This is a genomic window from Serratia sp. JSRIV004 (assembly GCF_019968705.1).
In the GTDB taxonomy this organism is placed as follows: domain Bacteria; phylum Pseudomonadota; class Gammaproteobacteria; order Enterobacterales; family Enterobacteriaceae; genus Chania; species Chania fonticola_B.
Window position 1 is genome coordinate 3,918,819 of record NZ_CP074140.1, and the last position, 21,894, is coordinate 3,940,712.

Below are 21,894 nucleotides of genomic sequence, written 5' to 3' on the forward strand. Positions count from 1 at the left end.
AGGTTTTTGTTTTTTTAAACGAGCGTATTATGCGCGCGTCTCCCTTCTCTTTGGCTATTCATTCAGCTTATGCGTACTTCAACTGCGGCGACACGACGCTTGCCCGATTTAACTTCGTTGGCATTTCTGGTCGTGGCCTTTCTCACCGGGATTGCTGGTGCCCTACAGACGCCCACGCTGAGTCTGTTTCTCTCCACCGAAGTGAACGTACGGCCAACGATGGTCGGGCTGTTCTTTACCGGCAGCGCGGTGATCGGCATTTTGGTCAGCCAGTTTCTGGCCAGCCGCTCAGACAAGAGGGGCGATCGCAAATCACTGATCTTTCTCTGCTGTATGTTAGGTGCCTTGGCTTGTGCGCTGTTCGCCTGGAACCGTAACTATTACCTGCTGCTGTTTGTCGGCGTGCTGCTGAGCAGCTTCGGCTCGACCGCCAACCCACAGATGTTTGCCCTGGCACGGGAACATGCCGAGCACACCGGCCGGGGAACGGTGATGTTCAGTTCTATCCTGCGCGCTCAGGTTTCGCTGGCCTGGGTGATTGGCCCGCCGATCGCCTTTGCGCTAGCCTTGGGGTTTGGTTTTAAGGTGATGTATCTGGCCGCCGCCGCCGCCTTTATTCTCTGCGGAGCGCTGGTATGGAAGATGTTGCCCTCCATGCCAAAAGTGCAGAGTACCAGCGGGGCGACGCTGGAAGCCCCCCGCCAGAACCGCCGCGATACGTTATTGCTGTTTGTGGCCTGCACCTTAATGTGGACGGCCAACAGCATGTATTTGATCAATATGCCGCTGTACATGGTGCGGGAGCTACAGTTACCGGAAAAACTGACGGGAATACTGATGGGTACCGCTGCCGGGCTGGAAATCCCGACCATGTTGCTCGCAGGCATGGTGGCCCAACGCTTTGGCAAGCGCTTCCTGATGCGCTGTGCGGTGATTGCCGGGGTGCTGTTCTATGCTGGGCTACTGTTAATAACTGGCACTTGGCAACTGATCGCCCTGCAACTGCTGAACGCGCTGTTTATCGGGGTGTTAGCGGGAATTGGTATGCTCTATTTCCAGGATTTGATGCCCGGCCAGGCCGGAGCGGCCACCACGCTGTTTACCAATACCACCCGCGTAGGCTGGATTATTGCCGGTTCGATCGCCGGGGTCGTGGCTGAAATGTGGAGTTATCACGCGGTATTTTACTTTGCGTTGGCTATGGTACTGGGTGCAGTACTGTGTATGTGGCGGCTGAAGGACGTTCAAGGGGCGGTATCCGCCTCCAACTTGGCAAGATAGATCAGCGCCTCATCACGGCGGTCGTGGCACATCTCACGGCTGGCCTGCAGGCTGCCACAGACTTTGGGCCGCAGCGGCGAATGAAATATCCCACAGCGCAGTTGCGGGTCCAGATGGATGCAGCGGGTATTGGCCGGTTTGCCGTTGGGCATACCAGGGATCGGGCTGGAAATCGAAGGTGCGATACAGCAGGCACCACAGTCGGCACGGCAGTCCATCTGCGATCCTATGGGGGGCTGATTATGTGGTTGAGACAATAACAGAAGCCAAGGCTAAGTTATACTCATTCATAAATCTTACTAATAGTGCTAGAATATAACCTTAATGGAGCATGGCAGCGCAGAACGAACAATGGATTGAGTAAATGGATGTGAATAATAAATACGTTAAAATATTACTGTCAACAACACTCTTAATTGTGTTTTCACTTGTGACATTATTAGTCTGCCAGTATGTTTTAGCGTTAGTATTCATGGAGGATGAAATAACCTTTTCCGCATCTGTTGTTATCGGTTTCCTTACCTGCCCACTACTATTATATGCAATGCTTAGCGGCATATACTTTTTTATTTTCAATAAGCGCCCAAAATATGACAAAGGAATTACTCGATATTTGGTTTATCTAATGTTTACCTCATTTGTTATCAGCTTACCCATTGCTTTATATGTTGATTATAAACTAAAGCATACCGGTTATTTAACATGTGACAGGATATCATGGCAGTCACCTACAACTTATGTCACGAACCTATCACTTTGCCAGTGAAACCTACCATAAGATAAGCATAGTCTTGTGAAAAACAGATACTGGAAAATATTAGGGGCATCAGCATTACTGGCAATATTCATATGTCTATCGCTATTGATTTACAGTTACGCTATTTCATTGATATTGATGGAGGATGAAATAACATTTTCAGCATCTGTATTCATCTGCTTTTTTGCAACGCCTTTGATACTCTATACTTTTTCTTGCTCTGTTTTTTTCTTTATTTTTGACAGACAACCTAAATATAACATAATAATCAGCAAGTATTTAATCATGATAGCGTTCACATCATTAATTTTTAGTTTTCCTGTATCTCTTTATGTGAACTACAAACTCATACATGTTGGCTATTTCACGTGCGATAAAATTTCCTGGATGTCACCAACGACTTATGTGAAAGATTTATCACTTTGTCGATGAGTGGCATTTCCCGCTATACCCAACAATTAAACAATGAAATACATCACAATACGTAAAGTGACGCCCCTCACCCTAACCCTCTCCCGCAGGGAGAGGGGACTGAATGTGCTACAACTTAACGTCAGTAACTGGCCTCGGCACCGCAATAACTCCATCTCGCTTAGGGAATATTTTAACGTGACACTGATAGACTTCGGCACCTGACTACAGCACAGTTCTAACCCTTCGTGAGTGCGAACAGACAGATTTCTGCACCTGACCACAACGCCATTGCAGCCCCGCCCTGTTAGAGAGGGCTGTATGAGCAAAAAAACCACCAAAATAACGCTCCTAACCGCTGAATATTGCACCAATCACACCAAATATCCGCTTTACATGCACACATCGCGCACGTACCATTAAGCTAGTACAAAAGAACTCAAGGCCAGCGGCCAACCAGGAGCAATAATGTCTGCGGACACCATCCAGAAGCTTTCCCGCCCTTCCGTACTCGGTGGCGCGATGATCATTGCCGGCACCGCCGTAGGTGCTGGTATGTTCTCCATTCCTATCGTAACTTCTGGCGTGTGGTTCAGCGGCTCCGTGGCGCTGCTGATTTATACCTGGTTCTGTATGCTGATCTCCGGGCTGATGATCCTGGAAGCCACCATGAGTTATCCGGCGGGCGCCAGCTTCCACACCGTGGTCAAAGATCTGCTCGGCAAAGGCTGGAATACCCTTAACAGCCTGTCGATCACCTTCGTACTCTATATTCTGACCTATGCCTATATCTCGGCGGGCGGTTCGATCATCGCCCATACGCTGGAAGGCGTCTTCGGGGCCAACCAAACCCTGTCCGGATTGGTGTTTGCCATCGTTGTGGCCTTTATCGTCTGGTTATCCACCCGCGCCGTGGATCGCCTGAGCACCATTCTGATTGGCGGTATGGTGATTACCTTTGTGTTGTCCGTCGGTGATATGTTCACCCACGTGCAACCCGCCGTGTTGTTCAACCAGGGTGGTAGCGACGCCAACTACCTGCCCTATGCGCTGGCGGCATTGCCTTACCTGCTGACCTCGTTCGGCTACCACGGCAACGTGCCCGGCCTGGTGAAGTATTATCAGAAAGACAGCGGTGCCGTGGTGCGCAGCCTGGTATACGGTACCTTGCTGGCGCTGGCGATCTATATCCTGTGGCAGTATGTGATCCAGGGAAATATCGCTCGTGATGCCTTCAAACAGGTGATCGCCGAAGGGGGCAACATCGGCAGCCTGCTCAAGCAGATGGGTAACGTTTCCAGTAGCTATGCGGTAGGCCAACTGCTGAATGCCTTCTCGTATATGGCGCTGGCCAGTTCATTCCTGGGGGTGTCGCTGGGGCTGTTTGATTTTCTCGCCGACTTCTTCAAGTTCAAGGATAACCAGGCAGGCCGCACCAAATCGGCACTGGTGACCTTCGTGCCGCCAACGTTAGCCGCGTTACTGTTCCCGAACGGTTTCCTGTACGCCATCGGCTTTGCTGGCCTGGCCGCCACCATTTGGGCGGTGATCGTCCCTGCGATGATGGCACGCGCCAGCCGCCGCCGTTTCCCACAGGCGAGCTACCGTGCTCCCGGCGGTCAAGGCATGATCCTGTTCATCATCCTGTTTGGGGCGATTAACGCCGTGGCCCACGTGCTAACGCTATTAGATTTGCTGCCAGTGTTTAAATAAGCCTCAGGGCGGCTACGGCCGCCCTTTTTCCCCACTCTTTTTGCGCGCGGCACTTGCCTGAAAAGCACGGCGCGAGTAACTTGTCGCAACTTCCTAAATTCCATTTCGACAGGGTATTCCAATGGCAAGAGCGAACGAAATCAAGCGCGGTATGGCGATCAATTACAACGGCAAACTGCTGCTGGTAAAGGACATCGATGTCCAGAGCCCAAGCGCCCGTGGTGCCAGCACGCTGTATAAAATGCGCTTCTCCGACGTCCGTACCGGGCTGAAGGTAGAAGAGCGTTTTAAAGGTGATGATATTCTGGACACCATCAGCCTCTCCCGCCGCAAGGTAAACTTCTCCTATATTGACGGCGAAGAGTATGTGTTCATGGACGATGAAGACTACACCCCTTATATCTTCAAGAAAGATCAGATCGAAGATGAGCTGCTGTTCATCCCTGAAGCGGGTTTGCCGGGTATGCAGGTACTGACGCTGGATGGCCAGGTGCTGGCGTTGGAACTGCCGCAGACCGTGGATATGGAAATTGTTGAAACCGCTCCGGGCATCAAAGGAGCTTCTGCCAGTGCGCGTAACAAGCCGGCCACCATGGCGACCGGCTTGACCATTCTGGTACCCGAGTACCTGAGCAGCGGTGATAAAATCCGCATTCATATTGCAGAACGCCGCTATATGAGCCGCGCAGACTAGTCAACGGTGGGGGCGCAACCTGAGTGCGCCCTGCTTTTGCTAGAGTAATTCCGGGAAAAACCGCCGCTTTAACGCCAGCTCAACCCCACGAACCTCCGCCAAACCTTTCAACCGACCGATGGCCGAATAGCCCGGATTGGTTTTCTTCTTCAGATCGTCCAGCATCTGGTGACCATGGTCTGGTCGCATTGGGATAGGCCGCAGATCGCCCGCTTTATGACGGCGCTGTTCTTCTGCCAGAATAGCTTCAACCACCGCAACCATATCCACATCCCCTTGCAAGTGCGCCCCTTCGTGGAAGGTTTTAGGGTTTTGCTCGCGGCAAGTAGCACGCAGGTGGGTAAAGTGAATGCGATCGCCAAAGGTCTCAATCATCCGCACCAGATCGTTATCCGCACGCACGCCGTAAGAACCGGTACACATGGTGAAGCCGTTATAGATGCTATCTACCGTCTCTTTCAGCCACTGCATATCTTCGATGGTGGAAACAATACGCGGCAAGCCAAGGATGGGGCGCGGTGGATCATCGGGATGCACTGCCAACCTGACCCCCACCTCTTCCGCTACCGGCACGATAGCGCGCAGGAATACGGCCATATTTTCGCGCAACTGCGCCTTATTGATATGATCGTACTCCGCCAGCCGAGCACGGAACTGATCGAGCGTGTATCCCTCTTCCGCCCCAGGCAATCCGGCTATGATATTTCCGGTCAGCTTGGCAATATCTGCCGTACTCATCGCCTTGAAATAGCTTTGTGCCTGGGACTGCTCTTCGTCGGTGTAATCTTTTTCGGCCCCACGGCGGCACAGGATATGCAAATCGAAGGCCGCAAAGGCGATCTGATCAAAGCGTAAAGCCTTGGAACCGTCCGGCAGTTGATATTCCAAATCGGTACGCGTCCAGTCGAGGATCGGCATAAAGTTGTAGCACACGGTATCAATGCCACATTCCGCCAGATTGCGCAGCGATTGTTGATAGTTGGCGATATAACGTTGATAGTTGCCGCTGTGGGTTTTAATTTCCTCGTGCACCGGGATACTTTCCACCACCGACCACACCAGCCCTTTTTCCGCTAACAGAGCCTGCCGCGCCTTGATCTGTTCAACCGGCCACACTTCGCCATTAGGAATATGGTGTAACGCGGTCACTACGCCAGTCGCACCAGCCTGACGCACATCGTCCAGCGAAACCGGATCGTTCGGCCCATACCAACGCCATGTTTGTTCCATTGATTTATCCTTGTAAAAGTCGCTCTGTCATCGTTAAAGCGATATCGGTGGTGAGGTAGATCGCAAAATCAAATCAATCCTGTTATACCACATTGCAGTAGATATCATTCATCTTTAACCTTACTGATTAGCGGCATGCTGTCAAAACAGAAACGTCGATTGATTGATCCAACTCACGATCCTGGGATATTTTGGACCGACCAATTTTATTCACCTCTCTACCGCTCTACACTGGCGGTTGTTAACAGATACGCGAGAGCCGGGCATACACCTGCGGCTAACTGGTCTGATAGCTTTATACCAGCGATCAACCGCCCCTTGCTCTCGTCATGGAGCCATTAATGAAAACTATCGCCAACTCACCGTTACCCGCCAAGACACAACTGCCCCAGTACGATCGCCAGAGCCTGCGCAGCCGAATTGTCCACCTGGGCTTTGGGGCTTTTCACCGCGCTCACCAGGCATTGCTGACCGACAGAGTACTCAACCGTAACGGCGGCGATTGGGGGATTTGCGAGATCAGTCTGTTCGGCGGCGATAAGCTATTCCAGACCCTGCGCGACCAGGATCATCTTTACACCGTGTTGGAAAAGGGCGCGGCGGGCGATCAGGCCATCGTGGTGGGGGCCGTTCACGAAAGCGTACATCGCAAATTGGAAGGTATCGACGCCGTGCTGGAAAAGCTGGCCGAGCCACAGGTGGCGATCGTCTCCATGACCATTACGGAGAAAGGCTACTGTATCGAACCCGGTAGCGGCCAATTAGACCTGCAACACGACGCGATCAAAGCCGATTTGGCTAATCCGGCCCAACCCACCACGGTGCCGGGGATCCTGGTGGAAGCACTGCGCCGGCGTCGAGAACGTCATCTACCCGCCTTTAGCGTGCTGTCCTGCGACAACATTCCAGAGAATGGGCATGTGGTGCGCAATGCGGTGACTGGGCTAGCCAAAGCGCGCGATCCACAGCTGGCCGAGTGGATCGCGCAACACGTCACCTTCCCCAGCACCATGGTCGATCGCATCGTTCCAGCCGCTACGCCAGCAACGCTTGATGAAATCGCCGCCGCTCTGGGTGGCGTGCGTGATGAATGCGCTATTGCCTGTGAACCCTTCATTCAATGGGTGGTGGAAGATAATTTTGTCGCTGGCCGTCCACGCTGGGAGGATGCCGGTGTGCAACTGGTGGACGACGTTCTGCCGTTCGAGCAGATGAAACTGCGGATGCTCAACGGCAGCCACTCCTTCCTGGCCTACCTCGGCTATCTGGCGGGTTACCAATACATAGTTGACTGTATGGCGGATGAGAATTATCGCCGCGCCGCACACCATTTGATGTTGAACGAGCAGGCTCCGACGCTGCAGGTCACTGGCATCGATCTGGCCGCCTACGCGGAGCAGTTGATCGAACGTTACAGTAACCCGGCACTGCAACACCGTACCTGGCAGATCGCTATGGATGGCACGCAAAAGTTGCCTCAGCGCCTGCTGGAGTCCATCCGTTGGCATCGGCAATATGGCGGCAGCCATGCGGGGCTTGCGCTTGGCGTAGCGGGCTGGATGCGTTATGTCGGCGGGATTGATGACGCCGGGCAACCGATTGATATCCGCGACCCCATGCTGGCCACGTTGCAACAGGCCGTTAGCAGCTCACAGGACGGAGAACCCCGCGTGACCGCATTGCTGGCGTTGAAAAGCGTGTTTGGCGAGCAGTTGCCAGCAGATAGTACGTTTGTGGCGGAGGTAACCCGAGCCTATCTGTCATTGCGCGATCGAGGGGCACGCCAGACGGTAAAAGATTGGGTAACCACCCAGTTGAATTGATCCCTACCGGCCGCCATGCCAATCTACCAGGCATGACGGCCACTTGACTGAATGTGGATTAATGGTATTCCAGCGTCATTATTCCGAGTTTTTTCTGCTGATCCAACCACTTGATTTCGCTCTTGCCGAGATTCATTGGCAGCTCTTTGCTACCGCTCTGCAGGCTCGCTAACCGATGTTTGCTGGTGTAGTTTTGCCCGTCGCGATAGCATTGCGTTTGCGCCGTTGAGTCAGCGACTTCCACCGTGCAAGGGCCTTCGACAATGGCGCCATAGAAGTGGATCACGCCACCGGTAGCTGCATTAGCCACACCAGCTGCCAGCCATGAAAACAACATTCCTGCGATCAAAAATAACCGTAAGCTTTTCATGGTCACCTCACTTGTTATTAAGCCAATATAAACCTGAAAAAAAGTTCTTGGATTAAGCGCAAGTTAGAGAGGTTTTATCTATTTATCATCTAGTTAGATAACTACCCACCTCTCTGGCGGCGCATAATTTATTGCCGCGAAATACAGATTTCAAGCCGGAAAAGTCTTAATTTATTTTCTGACAACGGCCTGCTGTGCAGACGGCTTGCCGTGCACAATCCTGGTCAGTCGGTTGGGCAATGAAAGGTGTGGAGAAAACGAATCAAAATGCGGGATCTGGGGAAGTCATGCCGAGCCCCACTCGGCATGACTAGAGGACTTAACGATAAATCACTGTCATTATTGCGAGTTTTTTCTGCTGATCGACCCACCGCATTTCGGTGGTACCGATATTCAGCGGAAGTTCTTTACTGCTGGCATCAAAACTTGCCAGCCTTTGCGTGCCTGTGTAGTTTCGCCCGTTACGATAACATTGGGTATTCGCCGTTGAGTTGCTAACATCTACCGTACAAGGGCCTTCGACAATGGCACCCACAAAGTGGATAACGCCACCTGTGGAACCCGCATGACTTGCTGCCATCCATGAAAACAACGCTCCTGCGATCAAAATTAACCGTAAGCTATTCATGGCAACCTCACTTTTGTTAAGCCACTTTAAAGATAGGTTACTTTTTTAGGAATAATCGTAAGGATAGGCAGTTTTTTTAACGGTTAATCGTTGAATTAAGGCCGTGGAAACAATACGGTACGGTACAGTTGACTTTGTTAACGCCACGTTTTTATGGGAAAAATCCTATCGTTTTAGCGAAAAATAAGCGCACAAAAACAGGCGATTTTTATGCTTAAATTTGTGATCTTCCCCTCCTAGTTGGCCAAGAGCGATAAATAAGCAAATAATTGCCAACCTGCATACATTGAAAACATCACTAACGGGAATCTCCAAATGACAAAAACCAATCTGATCACCGGCTTTCTCGGTAGCGGCAAAACCACCACCATTCGACACCTGTTGGCCAATAAGCCGGAAAATGAGCGTTGGGCCGTGCTGGTCAACGAGTTTGGCGAGATTGGTATCGATGGCGCCCTGCTGGCCGACAGCGGTGCGGTATTGAAAGAGATCCCCGGAGGCTGCATGTGCTGCGTTAACGGGCTACCTATGCAGGTAGGATTGAATATGTTGCTGCAACAGGCCAAACCCGATCGGTTACTGATTGAACCCACTGGATTAGGTCACCCTAAGCAGATCCTGGCGCTGTTGACCCAGGAAACCTATGGTGGGTGGATCGATTTACTGGCAACGATCTGTGTGCTCGATCCCCGCCAACTCGGCGAATCTCGCTATAGCGAAAATGAAAATTTCCGCGATCAGCTGGCCGCAGCCGACGTCATCATCGCCAATAAAATGGATACTTGGCAGCCGCAAGATGCCCTGGCACTGGAAACCTGGCAAACCCTGCATGGCCAGCAGCGGCCGGTCTTTACCATCGAGCAAGGGCGCATGGATATCAAGCTGTTGGATCGGCCACGCACCAATTGCACAGAATTGCCGGACGCACAGCATCATCATAGCCACGCCAAGACCCAAGGATTGGCAGCGTTGCGTTTGCCTGAAAACTCCCGCTGGCGCCGAGCCCTCAACCAAGGCCAAGGATTCACCAGCTGCGGCTGGATATTTGATGGAGAAACCGTCTTCGATACCGTCGGTATGATGGAATGGATCAGGTTAGCACCGGTTGATCGGGCCAAGGCAGTGGTACGCATTGCCGAAGGCAGTTTGCTGATCAACCGCCAAGGGCAGGATCTCAGTATCGAGACGCGCCCCACCGCTCCGCTCGACAGCCGTATCGAATTGATCCACAGCGACGAGGCCAACTGGAATGCTTTGCAAGCGGCCTTGTTTAACATTCGTTTAAGTTAATGCTTTTAACGTTGGCATTATTTTTTTGATTTTTACAGGTTAGCCATGACACGCCGTAATTTACCCTCCATCCTCATGCTCAACGTCTTGGGCATCGTGCTATTTCTTTCCTGGTATTTACCCACGGATCACGGGTTCTGGTTCAAGCTTGACTCAGCAATCTTTTTCTACTTCAACCAACATCTGGCCAGCGATGCCTGGTTTCTGAGAATGGTGGCGATCACCAACAATCGGATATTCGACGTCATTTCACTCATCGCCATGGGGTTGTTGTACCTTTACTTCTACCTCAAGCAGGATGCCTTTGGCCGCCGCCGTCTGATCGTTACCGGCGTCGTGATGTTGTTAACGGGAGTGGTGCTCAACCAGTTTGGCCACCTGCTGCCGGTCAAACACGCCAGCCCAACCCTGACTTTTGACAATATCAACCGGGTCAGCGAACTCACCGGCATCCCAACCAAAGACGCCTCCAGCGACAGCTTCCCTGGCGATCATGGCATGATGCTGATGATTTTCTCCTGCTTTATGCTGCGCTACTTTAACCGCACGGCATTTGCCATCGCGCTGCTGATCACCCTGGTCTTCTGCCTGCCACGCATCATGATCGGCGCACATTGGTTTACCGATATTGCCGTCGGCTCGCTGTCGGTGGTGATGGTCGGAACCAGTTGGTGGCTGATGACACCGGCCAGCGATGTTGTGATCCACTGGTTGAACTGCAAACTACCTGGTAAGTATCGCCCAACGCAGCCATAACTTTAGGTTATGATAGCCGGGAGGCCAGCGCCTCTCGGTTATTTACCGGCCGGATCTTGTTTACTCAACAACCACACCGTTAACATGCCTACCCCATTAATTAACCTCAATCCAACATAACCGCCAAACCGCGGTTTTTTATATGAAGATTTACATTATGTTACATCACAATTTCATATAAAGAATGTCGGAAAAAGGCTCGCAATCCTCACGTCATTCCGGTACTCTCGGATGCGTTTGTGCCTGGTTTAGCTTGGCTCATTAGTAAAAATCCGAAAACTGTGCGTTCCTGCACATTTCCGATGCTAACTGATTGTCCTTCCTGCCAGTGCCAACTAGTCTCGTTCCGTTTGGTATTTTTCAGATAACGACTTGCGTCGTTAAGGACTTCAAGGGAAAACAATTACAATGGTCAAATCTCAACCTTTTCTGAGATATTTTTTGCGGGTTTTACCTGCAATTGCGGCAGCCTTGGTGCTCTCCGCCTGTAGCTCAACAAACACTTCGAAGTTAGATAGATCACAAACTGAGATGCATGCAGTTAATGACAAAAACGGTCTTTTACTGCAAGCCTCTCAGGATGAATTCGAAGCGATGGTGCGTAACGTTGACGTCAAGTCAAAGATTATGGACCAGTATGCTGATTGGAAAGGCGTCCGCTACCGTTTAGGCGGTGAAAGCAAGCGCGGTATTGATTGCTCGGCGTTTGTGCAACGTACCTTCCGCGAACAGTTTGGTATGGATCTGCCCCGCTCAACCTATGAGCAAGAAGATATGGGCAAACAAATCCAACGCGCCAAACTGCGCCCAGGCGATTTAGTGCTGTTCCGCGCCGGTTCTACTGGCCGCCACGTCGGCATCTATCTGGGTAACGACAAATTCGTTCATGCCTCTACCAGCAGTGGTGTGACAATCTCTAGCCTTTCGGATAACTATTGGGATAAACGTTATCGTGAAGGCCGCCGGTTACTGGGTAAAAGCTCCAGCTAACGGCGTAGTATCTGAATCTGGTCCTGAAAGCCAAACAAACGAGACGAGAACGCTGCCCCAGGGCAGCGTTTTTTTTCACGGTCATGCTGGCGCCGAACAAACCCGCATCGCTATTTTCGCTTATCACTGTGCCATAAACCACGCAACGGTTGAAAAAATAGCCTATTATCGTCAAGTGACATGCCATTTCGTAACGCACTATTTACGCTGTGTCTAAACAGACAGCCTTGGTGCAAGCCAAACGAATAATGACGCAGGCAGGATCGGTGGGATATATTAATCACCAGCAATATAACAATAATATTTTTATGCTGCGCTCAGGGGGCGAGTAATGGGATTGAAGGGAGCATTTGCACGCCATGCATCCAACACACGACGTAGCCTGACTAAAAGCTGTATTGTCGCCGTCGTTTTCCTCATTGTTTTTACCTCTGTCACCTTATTTCTGATCGATCATCAGCGCTCGCAATATCAGCATAAAATCGAAACCCGTACGCAGAAATTTGCCGTTAATTACCTCGATCATCTGCAAGAAATGATGCAACAAATCATGCCGCTTACCGGTAAACCCTGCGAACAGGCTCAGTCCGATCTGACCTACCGTGCTGCATTTACCGCCGGCGTACGCACCTTTGTTCTGGTAAAAGACGGTTTTGCCTATTGCTCCTCGGCAACCGGTAACATGATGCTGCGGATGAGCCATATTTATTCCGATATCGACTGGCATAAGCCACTGGATATGGCATTACAACAAGGCACGCCGATGGTGCCTGGAAAACCGGCGATTGCCGTGTGGTTACGCCAACCAGGGCCAGGCAATACCGGCATATTAGCCACGCTGGATCTCACCCTGGCCCCCTATCTGCTGCTCAATTCACCCGATAGAGATACTCCCGGATTTGCCATAGTGATCGGGGGGCATGCGGTTACCACCTTCAGCTCGAATATGCTGCCGCTGGCGCAATTACCTAAAAGCCACGCCAACCAACTAGCCGTCCCGGGCTATCCACTGAGTATGATCTTCTATCACCAATCCCTGACGGCTAATGATATCCGTTTGACCGTGCTGGGTAGTCTGGTGCTCTCCCTGATGGTGGGCGCGCTGTATTACTATATGCAGATACTGCGCCAAAGCCCCGAACGGGCCCTGATGAGAGGCATCAAGCACAATGAGATCTTTGCTGAATATCAACCCGTGTTCCACTCTGCAACCAACACCATTGCCGGCCTTGAGGCATTGATCCGCTGGCAGCATCCCACCGAGGGGCGCATTCCACCCGATCTGTTTATCCCCTATGCTGAAAGCGAAGGGTTGATCGTAGCGCTGACCCGCCACCTGTTCCGTAGGATCGTGGCAGATATCCCGCAATTGGTACAAGCTCTGCCACGGGGCGCCAAACTGGGCATTAACCTCGCGCCTTCTCACCTTAATGCGCCTTCGTTCCATGACGATATCACCGAGCTACTGGCTAAGTTGCCAACCGACTATTTCACCGTGGTGTTTGAAATCACCGAGCGCGGCATGGTGGAAGAGCAAAATGCCTTGGAAGAGTTTGACTGGCTACATCGCCAAGGGGTTGAAATCGCCGTGGATGACTTTGGTACCGGCCACAGCGCCTTAATCTATCTACAACGCTTTACCCTGGATTACCTCAAAATCGACCGCGGTTTTGTCAATACCATTGGCCAGGATACGGCGACCGCTCCCGTCCTGGACGCAGTGATCTCGCTGTCTAAAAAGCTGAAAATGCTGACCGTGGCGGAAGGCGTTGAAACCGCCGAACAGGTGAGTTTTCTGCAAGAACGCGACGTTAATTTCATGCAGGGCTATTATTTCAGTAAGCCACTGGGTATTGAGGAGTTTGTGGCCTTTTGCCAGAATAAGGCCGTTTTTGATTATCAGGCCGCAGTTAATCCCTGATATTTAAACTTCTTTACTCAGAAAACCAGCCTGAAATGCTATGCTACCGGCTGGATTAATTGACTTATATCCGACGTATTTCAAGCCATGGCTTGAAAGGCAACGGGTATAGCTAGCAGGAGCTTACCGTAGAGATGTCCGTACGCATTTTTGCTGCCTTGGTGCTTTCGGCACTCAGTTTTAGCATGCAGGCCGAAACCCTTAATGAAAGCTACGCTTTCGCCACGCTCGGTGAACCGAAATATTCCACCGACTTTAGCCATTTTGACTACGTGAACCCTGCGGCCCCCAAGGGCGGCGACGTTAGGCTGGCAGCCATCGGCACCTACGATAACTTCAACCGTTTCGCCTCGCGCGGTGTACCTGGTGAAAGAACCGGGGAACTCTACGACACGCTGTTCACCAGCTCGGACGATGAGCCTTCCAGCTATTATCCGTTGATTGCGGAATCTGCCCGCTATCCGGCAGATATGCGTTGGATGGAGCTGGATATCAACCCACGCGCGCGCTTCCATGATGGCAGCCCGATCACCGCCGCCGACGTGGCCTTTACCTTCAACAAATTTATGACCGAAGGGGTGCCGCAATTCCGTTCGTCGTATAAAGGCGTCACCGTCAAGGCCATCTCCCGTCTGACTGTGCGCATAGAACTCCCCAAACCGGATAGAGATCAGCTACTCGGCCTCTTAAGCCTGCCGGTGATGCCAGAAAGCTTCTGGAAAGACCATAAACTGAATGAACCACTGACTGTTCCCCCACTAAGCAGTGGCCCTTATAAAATCAGCAGCTACCGATTGGGCCAATATATTACCTATGAGCGCGTACGTGACTATTGGGCCGCCAATCTGCCGGTGAATCGTGGGCGCTATAACTTCGACACGCTGCGTTACGACTATTACCTGGACGATAAGGTGGCGCTTGAAGCCTTTAAGGCCGGGGCTTACGATTTCCGCGTCGAAGGCTCGCCAAAAAGCTGGGCCACCCAGTATCAAGGCGGTAACTTCGCGCGCAACTTCATCATCAAACAGGATGAAACCAATCAGGCGGCGCAGAATGCCCGCTGGCTGGCATTCAATATCCAGCGCCCGATTTTCGCCGATCGCCGGGTGCGGGAAGCCATTACCCTGGCCTTCGACTTCGACTGGATGAACAAGGCGCTGTATTACGATGCCTATCAGCGCGCCAACAGCTATTTCCAGAATACTGAATACGCGGCCAGCGGCTACCCAGACGCTGCGGAGTTGGCCTGGCTGGCCCCGCTAAAAGGTAAAGTGCCAGCAGAAGTGTTTACCTCAATCTACCAGCCTCCAACATCCGACGGCAGCGGCAATGACCGGGCGAACCTGCTGAAAGCCACCGAATTGCTTAAACAGGCCGGTTGGGAAGTGAAAAACCAGCAGTTGGTCAACAGCAAAACCGGTAAGCCCTTTACCTTTGAACTGATGTTGCCGAGTGGCAGCAATTTCCAATATGTACTGCCTTTCCAGCACAATCTGAAGCGGTTGGGTATCGATATGCAGATCCGTGAGATCGACATCAGCCAATTCACCCGCCGCATGCGCGAACGTGATTTTGATATGATGCCGAGGGTCTACCCCGCGATGCCGTTCCCCAACTCCAACCTGCAGATCTACTGGGCCACAGAATATCTGAACTCCAGCTACAACAGCCCTGGCGTCAGCGATCCAGCCGTCGATGCCCTGATAGAACAGATCATGAAGCATCAAGGGGATGAAAAAGCGTTGCTGTCCCTTGGCCGTGCGCTGGATCGGGTGTTGACCTGGAACATGTATATGCTGCCGATGTGGTACTCCAATCACGACCGTTACGCCTATTGGGACAAATTCTCTTCGCCAGCGGTACGCCCGGCCTATTCGATCGGGTTCGACAACTGGTGGTTCGACGTCAACAAGGCGGCACGCTTGCCGGCGCAACGGCAATAAGGAGCCTCAGGTGGCCGCTTATCTGATACGCAGATTACTGCTGGTGATCCCCACGCTGTGGGCGATCATCACCATTAACTTTTTCATTGTGCAAATCGCCCCCGGTGGACCGGTCGATCAGGCCATTGCCTCTATTGAGATGGGGCAAACCAGCGGCTTTGGCGGCGGTGGCGCAGGTGAAGGCCTAGGGCATATGAAGGCCGGCGCGGGCAACGTGGCCGAAGGCCAATACCGTGGCTCACGCGGCCTGGATCCCGAAGTGATCGCCGAGATCACCAAGCGTTACGGTTTCGACAAGCCGCTGCACGAACGCTATTTCACCATGCTGTGGAACTACATGCGCCTCGATTTCGGCGAAAGCCTGTTCCGCGGGGCCTCGGTAATGCAGCTAATTGGCCAGAGTCTGCCAGTTTCCGCGACCCTGGGGCTATGGAGTACGCTGATCATTTATCTGGTGTCGATCCCGCTGGGGATACGCAAGGCCATCCACAACGGCAGCGCCTTTGACACCTGGAGCAGCACGCTGATTATCATCGGCTACGCCATTCCGGCATTCCTGTTCGCCATCCTGATGATCGTGCTATTCGCCGGTGGCAGCTATCTGGACTGGTTCCCACTGCGCGGGCTGGTTTCCAGCAATTTCGACACACTGCCGTGGTACGGTAAAATCACCGATTATCTGTGGCACATTACCCTGCCAGTGCTGGCTACGGTGATCGGTGGCTTTGCCGCCCTGACCATGCTGACCAAAAACTCGTTTCTTGATGAGATCCGCAAACAGTATGTGGTCACCGCCCGTGCCAAAGGGCTGGACGAGAAGAAGATCCTTTACCGCCACGTGTTCCGTAACGCCATGCTGCTGGTGATCGCCGGTTTCCCGGCCACCTTTATCAGCATGTTTTTCACCGGTTCGTTGTTGATCGAAGTGATGTTCTCGCTCAACGGCCTTGGGCTGTTGGGCTACGATGCTACCCTGCAACGCGACTATCCGGTGATGTTCGGAACGCTCTACATATTTACCCTGATCGGCTTGCTGTTGAATATCATCAGCGATATCACCTATACCCTGGTCGATCCGCGCATTGATTTCGAGGGCCGTCAATGAGCCGCTTAAGCCCCATCAATCAGGCCCGCTGGGCACGTTTTCGCAGCAACCGCCGTGGTTACTGGTCGCTGTGGATTTTTCTGTCTGCCTTTGCACTGAGCCTGGCCGCCAACCTGATCGCCAACGACCGGCCGTTGCTGGTGCGCTATGAAGGCCGGCTGTATGTGCCTTTTATGGTCAACTACAGCGAAACGACCTTCGGCGGGGAACTGAATACCACTACCGATTTTCAGGATCCCTTTGTTATCAAGCAGATTGAGCAACACGGCTGGGCTATCTGGGCCCCGATCCGCTTTAGCTACAACACCATCAACTTTGCCACCAAAGTGCCCTTCCCGTCGCCGCCGTCACGCCAAAACCTGCTCGGCACCGACAGTAATGGCAGCGATGTGCTGGCCCGGGTGCTGTACGGTTTCCGTATCTCAATGCTGTTCGGGCTAGCGCTAACGCTGTGTTCCAGCGTGATTGGTATCTGTGCGGGAGCGACGCAGGGCTATTATGGCGGCCGATTCGATCTTTGGGGGCAACGGCTGATCGAGGTTTGGTCGGGGATGCCGACGCTGTTCCTGATCATCCTGCTGTCCAGCATCATCCAACCCAATTTCTGGTGGCTGTTAGGCATCACCATCCTGTTTGGCTGGATGAGCCTGGTGGGCGTAGTGCGTGCCGAATTCCTGCGTACCCGTAATTACGACTACATTCGTGCCGCCAGAGCGATGGGCGTGCCGGATCGCGTGATTATGTATCGTCATATGCTGCCTAACGCCATGGTGGCCACGCTGACCTTCCTGCCGTTTATTCTGTGTGGTTCGATCACCACCCTTACCTCTCTCGATTTCCTCGGCTTCGGCTTGCCGCTCGGTTCGCCTTCGTTGGGTGAGCTCCTTTTACAGGGCAAAAACAACCTGCAAGCTCCGTGGTTGGGCATTACCGCCTTCCTGGTGCTGGCGGTGCTGCTCTCACTGTTAATCTTTATCGGCGAAGCGGTGCGCGACGCCTTCGACCCAAGCAAGGCGCATTAATATGACCACTCCTCTGCTCGCTATTCAGGATCTCAGTATCGCCTTCCGCCAGGGAGGCAGCTTGAATCAGGTGGTCAACGGCGTCTCGTTACAAGTGGAACAAGGGGAAACGCTGGCGTTGGTGGGTGAATCAGGCTCAGGCAAAAGCGTCACCGCCCTCTCCGTGCTGCGGCTGCTGCCTTCCCCGCCGGTGGTGTATCCCGGTGGGGATATTCTGTTTAACGGCAACTCACTGTTACATGCATCGGAAGCCGAACTGCGCAAAGTACGTGGCAACCAGATCTCAATGATATTCCAGGAGCCGATGGTGTCGCTCAACCCGCTGCACACCATCGAAAAGCAACTGGCCGAAGTGCTGATGCTCCACATGGGTATGCGCCGTGACAGCGCCCGTGCCGAAATCATTCAGTGCCTGGATCGGGTGGGAATACGTAACGCCAAAGCGCGCCTGAAGGACTATCCCCATCAACTCTCAGGCGGAGAACGTCAACGCGTGATGATCGCCATGGCGGTGTTGACCAAGCCCAAGCTGTTGATTGCCGATGAGCCGACCACCGCGCTAGACGTGACCATTCAAGCGCAGATCCTGATGCTGCTGAAAGAGTTAAAGCAGGAGCTGGGGATGGGATTGCTGTTCATCACCCACAACCTGAACATCGTGCGCCGGTTGGCGGATAACGTGGCGGTAATGCGCCAAGGGTTGTGCGTAGAACAAAATAGCCGCGATGGGCTGTTTAGTGCCCCACAACAGGCCTATACCCGTCAGTTATTGGCTGCGGAAGACGTAGGCGAGCCTCTGCCACTACCTGCCAACGATAAGCCTATGCCACTGCTCAAAGTGGAACACCTGCAGGTCAGCTTCCCGATCAAACGTGGCCTGTTACGGCGTATCGTCGATCAGAACTACGCGCTGAAAGATCTGAGCTTCGAAATACAGCCTGGGGAAAGCGTGGGCCTGGTGGGCGAATCGGGTTCAGGTAAGAGCACGACTGGCCTGGCGCTGCTGCGCCTGTTGAGCTCCAAAGGTGCGATCTGGTTTGATGGTCAACCGCTGCATCAGTTCAATAACCAGCAGATGTTGCCTTACCGCAGCCGGATGCAGATCGTGTTCCAGGACCCCTATTCCGCGCTGAATCCACGCCTGAACGTGCTGCAAATCATCGCCGAAGGGCTGGAGATCCACCAGCAACTGACCGCAGAGCAACGCGAACAGCGGGTGATTGAGGCGTTGGAGGAAGTCGGATTGGATCCGGCCCTGCGCTATCGTTATCCCACGGAGTTTTCCGGTGGGCAGCGACAACGTATCGCCATCGCGCGTGCGCTGATCCTGCAGCCGCAGCTGTTGATCCTGGATGAACCGACGTCCTCACTGGATAAATCGGTGCAGGCACAGATCCTGACGCTGCTGAAGTCGCTTCAGCTCCGTCACCGGCTGGCCTATCTGTTTATCAGCCACGATTTGCAGGTGGTACGATCGTTGTGCCATCAGGTGATCGTACTGCGTCAGGGAGAAGTCGTGGAGCAGGGTAACTGCCAGACGATTTTCAACGCACCTGCTGCTGTCTATACACAGCAGTTATTGCAGTTGGTTGATTAGCGGCATCATTCAGAAGGGGTACTGCGCGCTGAGCTGCTCGGCAATCGCCGCACCGACGTTTTTCAAGCGGCACATGGCGGCACTTTCATCACATTGATGAACGAACAGGCAAGGCTCGCCTTCCCATTCAACAATGGAGCAGTTGACCTGGATCTCTTGCAGAGACAGGTTGAGCTGCTGCATGACCCGCCAGGCTTCGCGCCCGTCATGGCTGAGCAGCTTGAGGCCGATCAGATCGTTATCTTCGTCTATGCCGCTAAGCGGAATCGGTTCAACCTTGCTGCCGGTAAAACCTGATAGCCAACGATAACTTTGCGGCAAGCGATGCACTACCGAAAGCTGGAAACTGTCCACATGAAATCCCTAGTATGAAAAGATGAAACACTTTTTACATCACAGGATGACTTAGTTATAGCCGGGATCATCCGACTTTGCCGCCTACAAATGTTATTTTAAAGTAAAATTTGCAACAAACAATTAACCATATCCTGCGCTTGCTGATATCACTCAGTTTTTCTCCACCGTAGAAGGTTCTCTCACGGCGTTTTGCGACTCAGCTCGCATTTTTGCGTTATATGTAACCCTTTCCCGCCGCGATCTCAACATTTTTTTCTTGCAATGCGGTTACTTTACAATCGGTATAATTTTACATTGTGCAAACATCTCGCTCAAATACCCAAGGCAGGTTAAATCAATAATATTTTGATTTAAAACAATATTAGTCCGATTAGTCGCCAAAGAAATGCCCCATCAGCCAACGGGTTGCACCTCTGGCCACCAGGGAAAATAACGCCGTCATATTTAACAAAAAAACTACAGTTCGTTTGGCCGACGTTTAGTTAGCCTGCATATATTTAGCAACAAACTTAAACTTGCAAGCAGGCAGATTGGGGGCTAATTGCATTTGATCTCTCTCACCCCAACCCTCTCCCCAAGGAGAGGGAGCTGGTCCGGAGCTGTAATCAGGTGCAGGATTTAACCTATGGCACATCCGGTCCCGAGGGAGTCAGGTGTTGTGGTAGGGTTCAGGCGTAAAGTGGTGGCACATTCATTGGAAGAGCCAAGGTGATCTCAGTATCGATAAAATAGCTCGATCGGTCCCCTCTCCCTGTGGGAGAGGGTTAGGGTGAGGGGTAATCAGGCAGGATTATTGCGCGGACGGCTGGCATAAAAATAGAACAACACCGCAACGATGCTGCACAGAGCCATCGATGAAACCATCGGCCACGCGCTCTTACCTGGGGCCAAGGACAGTATTGCCCCAACCAGCGCGCCAATGCTGAAGCGCAACGTCCCGGCCAGTGAAGAAGCGGTTCCCGCCATATGGGGGAAATCGTCCAGGATCACCGCCATCGCGTTAGACGAGATCATGGCGATACAGCCGAGATAAACCGCCACCCCAAGCACCAAAGCCCAGAAACCCAGCCCGCTGGCGGTGACGGCCAGCAACCACACGCCCATCGTCAATTGCACAAACAGACCAAGACGGAACATTTTTACTGCCCCTAGGCGTCGCACGTTGCGGCTATTGATCAGGGTTGTCAGGAACAGAAACACGATGTTCAGCGCAAAGTAATAGCCAAAATGCTGCGGTGAAACGTTATTCAGCTCGATATAGACAAACGGCCCGGCGCTGAGGAAAGAAAACATCCCGGCAAACGAGAAAGCACTGGCCAGCATATAGCTCAACACGCGCTTGTGGCGGAACAACGAGCCGAAATTCCTCAGCGTGGTACGCAGATGGAATTTTTGCCGCCGCTCCTTGGGTAACGTCTCCTTGATAAAGAACGCCACCAGTACCGACCCCAACAACGCCGCAGCCCCCATGGTCCAGAAGATGGCATGCCAGCTGAACCATAGCAGCAGCACACCACCGATCATCGGAGCCAGCAATGGCGCAATGGTCATCACCAGGATCACGAACGACATCATGCGTGAGAACTCATCCTTGGTGAACATGTCACGCATCAGGGCGTTGATCACTACGCTTGCCGCCGCTGCGGCCAGGCCGTGCAGGAAACGCAGGTTGATCAGTTGCTCCACGGATTGGGCCATCGCACAGGCCCCACCGGCGATAGCAAAAATCAGCGTGCCCCACAGGATCACCGGCTTGCGACCAATGCTGTCGGACATCGGCCCATAGAACAGTTGGCCAACGGCAAAGCCCAGCATATAGGCGCTGAGCGTCATCTGCACCCGGCCAGACTCCACGCCAAACTCCTGGGCGATTATCGGCATGCTGGGCAAGTACATGTCGATCGCCAACGGCATCAGCATGGACAGTAGGCCCAGAATAAAGATCAAACCGAGGTGAGAGGTCCGGTTCTGTTGCACGTTCAACGACTCCTTGGTCGGTCGCAAAA

Annotated in this window: 20 protein-coding genes; 14 read left to right on the forward strand and 6 right to left on the reverse strand. The window is 52.7% G+C overall.

Annotated features, from left to right (window positions below; genetic code table 11):
- Positions 1-69 precede the first annotated feature (69 nt).
- Positions 70-1,281: a sugar efflux transporter gene (locus KGP21_RS18820; RefSeq protein ID WP_218519144.1), complete on the forward strand. Its 1,212-nt coding sequence runs from the start codon at positions 70-72 to the stop codon at positions 1,279-1,281.
- Here KGP21_RS18820 and KGP21_RS18825 read toward each other — a convergent pair.
- On the reverse strand, positions 1,245-1,499 hold the full coding sequence (locus KGP21_RS18825; protein ID WP_021805859.1) for a YkgJ family cysteine cluster protein: 255 nt from the start codon (positions 1,497-1,499) through the stop codon (positions 1,245-1,247). The genes KGP21_RS18820 and KGP21_RS18825 overlap by 37 nt on opposite strands.
- Before the next feature lie 254 nt (positions 1,500-1,753).
- Here KGP21_RS18825 and KGP21_RS18830 point away from each other — a divergent pair, with 254 nt between their 5' ends.
- The 4 genes from KGP21_RS18830 to yeiP all read left to right on the forward strand — a co-directional run bounded on the left by KGP21_RS18830 (position 1,754) and on the right by yeiP (position 4,856).
- Positions 1,754-2,047 carry a DUF1240 domain-containing protein gene (locus KGP21_RS18830; RefSeq protein ID WP_223499681.1) on the forward strand — a complete coding sequence of 98 codons (294 nt, stop codon included), beginning with the start codon at positions 1,754-1,756 and terminating at the stop codon, positions 2,045-2,047.
- A 129-nt stretch (positions 2,048-2,176) separates the two neighbouring features.
- The gene (locus tag KGP21_RS18835; RefSeq protein WP_306455332.1) at positions 2,177-2,470 is read left to right on the forward strand and encodes a DUF1240 domain-containing protein; all 294 of its coding nucleotides are present in this window, start codon (positions 2,177-2,179) and stop codon (positions 2,468-2,470) included.
- A 447-nt stretch (positions 2,471-2,917) separates the two neighbouring features.
- Positions 2,918-4,162, forward strand: a complete 1,245-nt coding sequence (gene mtr, locus KGP21_RS18840) for a tryptophan permease (RefSeq protein WP_223536005.1) — start codon at positions 2,918-2,920, stop codon at positions 4,160-4,162.
- Between the two features lie 121 nt (positions 4,163-4,283).
- Positions 4,284-4,856, forward strand: coding sequence for an elongation factor P-like protein YeiP (gene yeiP / locus KGP21_RS18845; RefSeq protein WP_021805861.1), 573 nt, complete (start codon positions 4,284-4,286; stop codon positions 4,854-4,856).
- A gap of 39 nt (positions 4,857-4,895) precedes the next feature.
- On the opposite strand, the gene uxuA is transcribed toward yeiP, so the two are convergent.
- The gene (uxuA, locus tag KGP21_RS18850) at positions 4,896-6,086 is read right to left on the reverse strand and encodes a mannonate dehydratase (RefSeq protein WP_223536007.1); all 1,191 of its coding nucleotides are present in this window, start codon (positions 6,084-6,086) and stop codon (positions 4,896-4,898) included.
- Positions 6,087-6,427: 341 nt separating this feature from the next.
- Between uxuA and KGP21_RS18855 the strand changes: the two genes are divergently transcribed.
- On the forward strand, positions 6,428-7,909 hold the full coding sequence (locus tag KGP21_RS18855; RefSeq protein WP_179253671.1) for a mannitol dehydrogenase family protein: 1,482 nt from the start codon (positions 6,428-6,430) through the stop codon (positions 7,907-7,909).
- A gap of 58 nt (positions 7,910-7,967) precedes the next feature.
- Here the strand turns inward: KGP21_RS18855 and KGP21_RS18860 are convergent, their stop codons facing one another.
- Complete coding sequence (locus KGP21_RS18860; RefSeq protein WP_021805864.1) at positions 7,968-8,279, reverse strand: type 1 fimbrial protein; 312 nt, start codon at positions 8,277-8,279, stop codon at positions 7,968-7,970.
- Positions 8,280-8,598: 319 nt separating this feature from the next.
- Positions 8,599-8,907, reverse strand: a complete 309-nt coding sequence (locus KGP21_RS18865) for a fimbrial protein (RefSeq protein WP_037375456.1) — start codon at positions 8,905-8,907, stop codon at positions 8,599-8,601.
- A gap of 315 nt (positions 8,908-9,222) precedes the next feature.
- On the opposite strand from KGP21_RS18865, the gene KGP21_RS18870 reads away from it, so the two are divergent.
- The 8 genes from KGP21_RS18870 (at position 9,223) to yejF (ending at position 19,531) form a co-directional block, all read left to right on the forward strand.
- A complete protein-coding gene (locus tag KGP21_RS18870) occupies positions 9,223-10,197 on the forward strand; it encodes a GTP-binding protein (RefSeq protein ID WP_179245509.1) in 975 nt (324 codons plus the stop codon).
- 45 nt (positions 10,198-10,242) lie between these two features.
- The gene (locus KGP21_RS18875; RefSeq protein ID WP_209529000.1) at positions 10,243-10,953 is read left to right on the forward strand and encodes a phosphatase PAP2 family protein; all 711 of its coding nucleotides are present in this window, start codon (positions 10,243-10,245) and stop codon (positions 10,951-10,953) included.
- A gap of 408 nt (positions 10,954-11,361) precedes the next feature.
- The gene (gene mepS, locus KGP21_RS18880; RefSeq protein ID WP_024528047.1) at positions 11,362-11,943 is read left to right on the forward strand and encodes a bifunctional murein DD-endopeptidase/murein LD-carboxypeptidase; all 582 of its coding nucleotides are present in this window, start codon (positions 11,362-11,364) and stop codon (positions 11,941-11,943) included.
- A 331-nt stretch (positions 11,944-12,274) separates the two neighbouring features.
- Positions 12,275-13,864, forward strand: coding sequence for a cyclic di-GMP phosphodiesterase (locus tag KGP21_RS18885; protein WP_021805869.1), 1,590 nt, complete (start codon positions 12,275-12,277; stop codon positions 13,862-13,864).
- 134 nt (positions 13,865-13,998) lie between these two features.
- A complete protein-coding gene (locus KGP21_RS18890) occupies positions 13,999-15,807 on the forward strand; it encodes an extracellular solute-binding protein (protein ID WP_021805870.1) in 1,809 nt (602 codons plus the stop codon).
- 10 nt (positions 15,808-15,817) lie between these two features.
- Entirely contained in the window at positions 15,818-16,912 is a 1,095-nt protein-coding gene (locus KGP21_RS18895; protein WP_209529002.1) for a microcin C ABC transporter permease YejB, read from the forward strand.
- Positions 16,909-17,934, forward strand: a complete 1,026-nt coding sequence (locus tag KGP21_RS18900; RefSeq protein WP_021805872.1) for an ABC transporter permease — start codon at positions 16,909-16,911, stop codon at positions 17,932-17,934. Before KGP21_RS18895 ends, KGP21_RS18900 begins: the two co-directional genes overlap by 4 nt.
- A 1-nt stretch (position 17,935) precedes the next feature.
- Positions 17,936-19,531 carry a microcin C ABC transporter ATP-binding protein YejF gene (yejF, locus tag KGP21_RS18905; RefSeq protein ID WP_223536009.1) on the forward strand — a complete coding sequence of 532 codons (1,596 nt, stop codon included), beginning with the start codon at positions 17,936-17,938 and terminating at the stop codon, positions 19,529-19,531.
- Positions 19,532-19,540: 9 nt separating this feature from the next.
- Here yejF and KGP21_RS18910 read toward each other — a convergent pair whose 3' ends face one another.
- Together KGP21_RS18910 and KGP21_RS18915 are read right to left on the reverse strand one after the other, a co-directional pair.
- A complete protein-coding gene (locus KGP21_RS18910; protein WP_021805874.1) occupies positions 19,541-19,885 on the reverse strand; it encodes a YejG family protein in 345 nt (114 codons plus the stop codon).
- Positions 19,886-20,668: 783 nt separating this feature from the next.
- Positions 20,669-21,865 (reverse strand): Bcr/CflA family multidrug efflux MFS transporter, encoded by a 1,197-nt coding sequence (locus tag KGP21_RS18915; RefSeq protein WP_021805875.1) that lies wholly within the window; start codon positions 21,863-21,865, stop codon positions 20,669-20,671.
- Between the last annotated feature and the right edge of the window lie 29 nt (positions 21,866-21,894).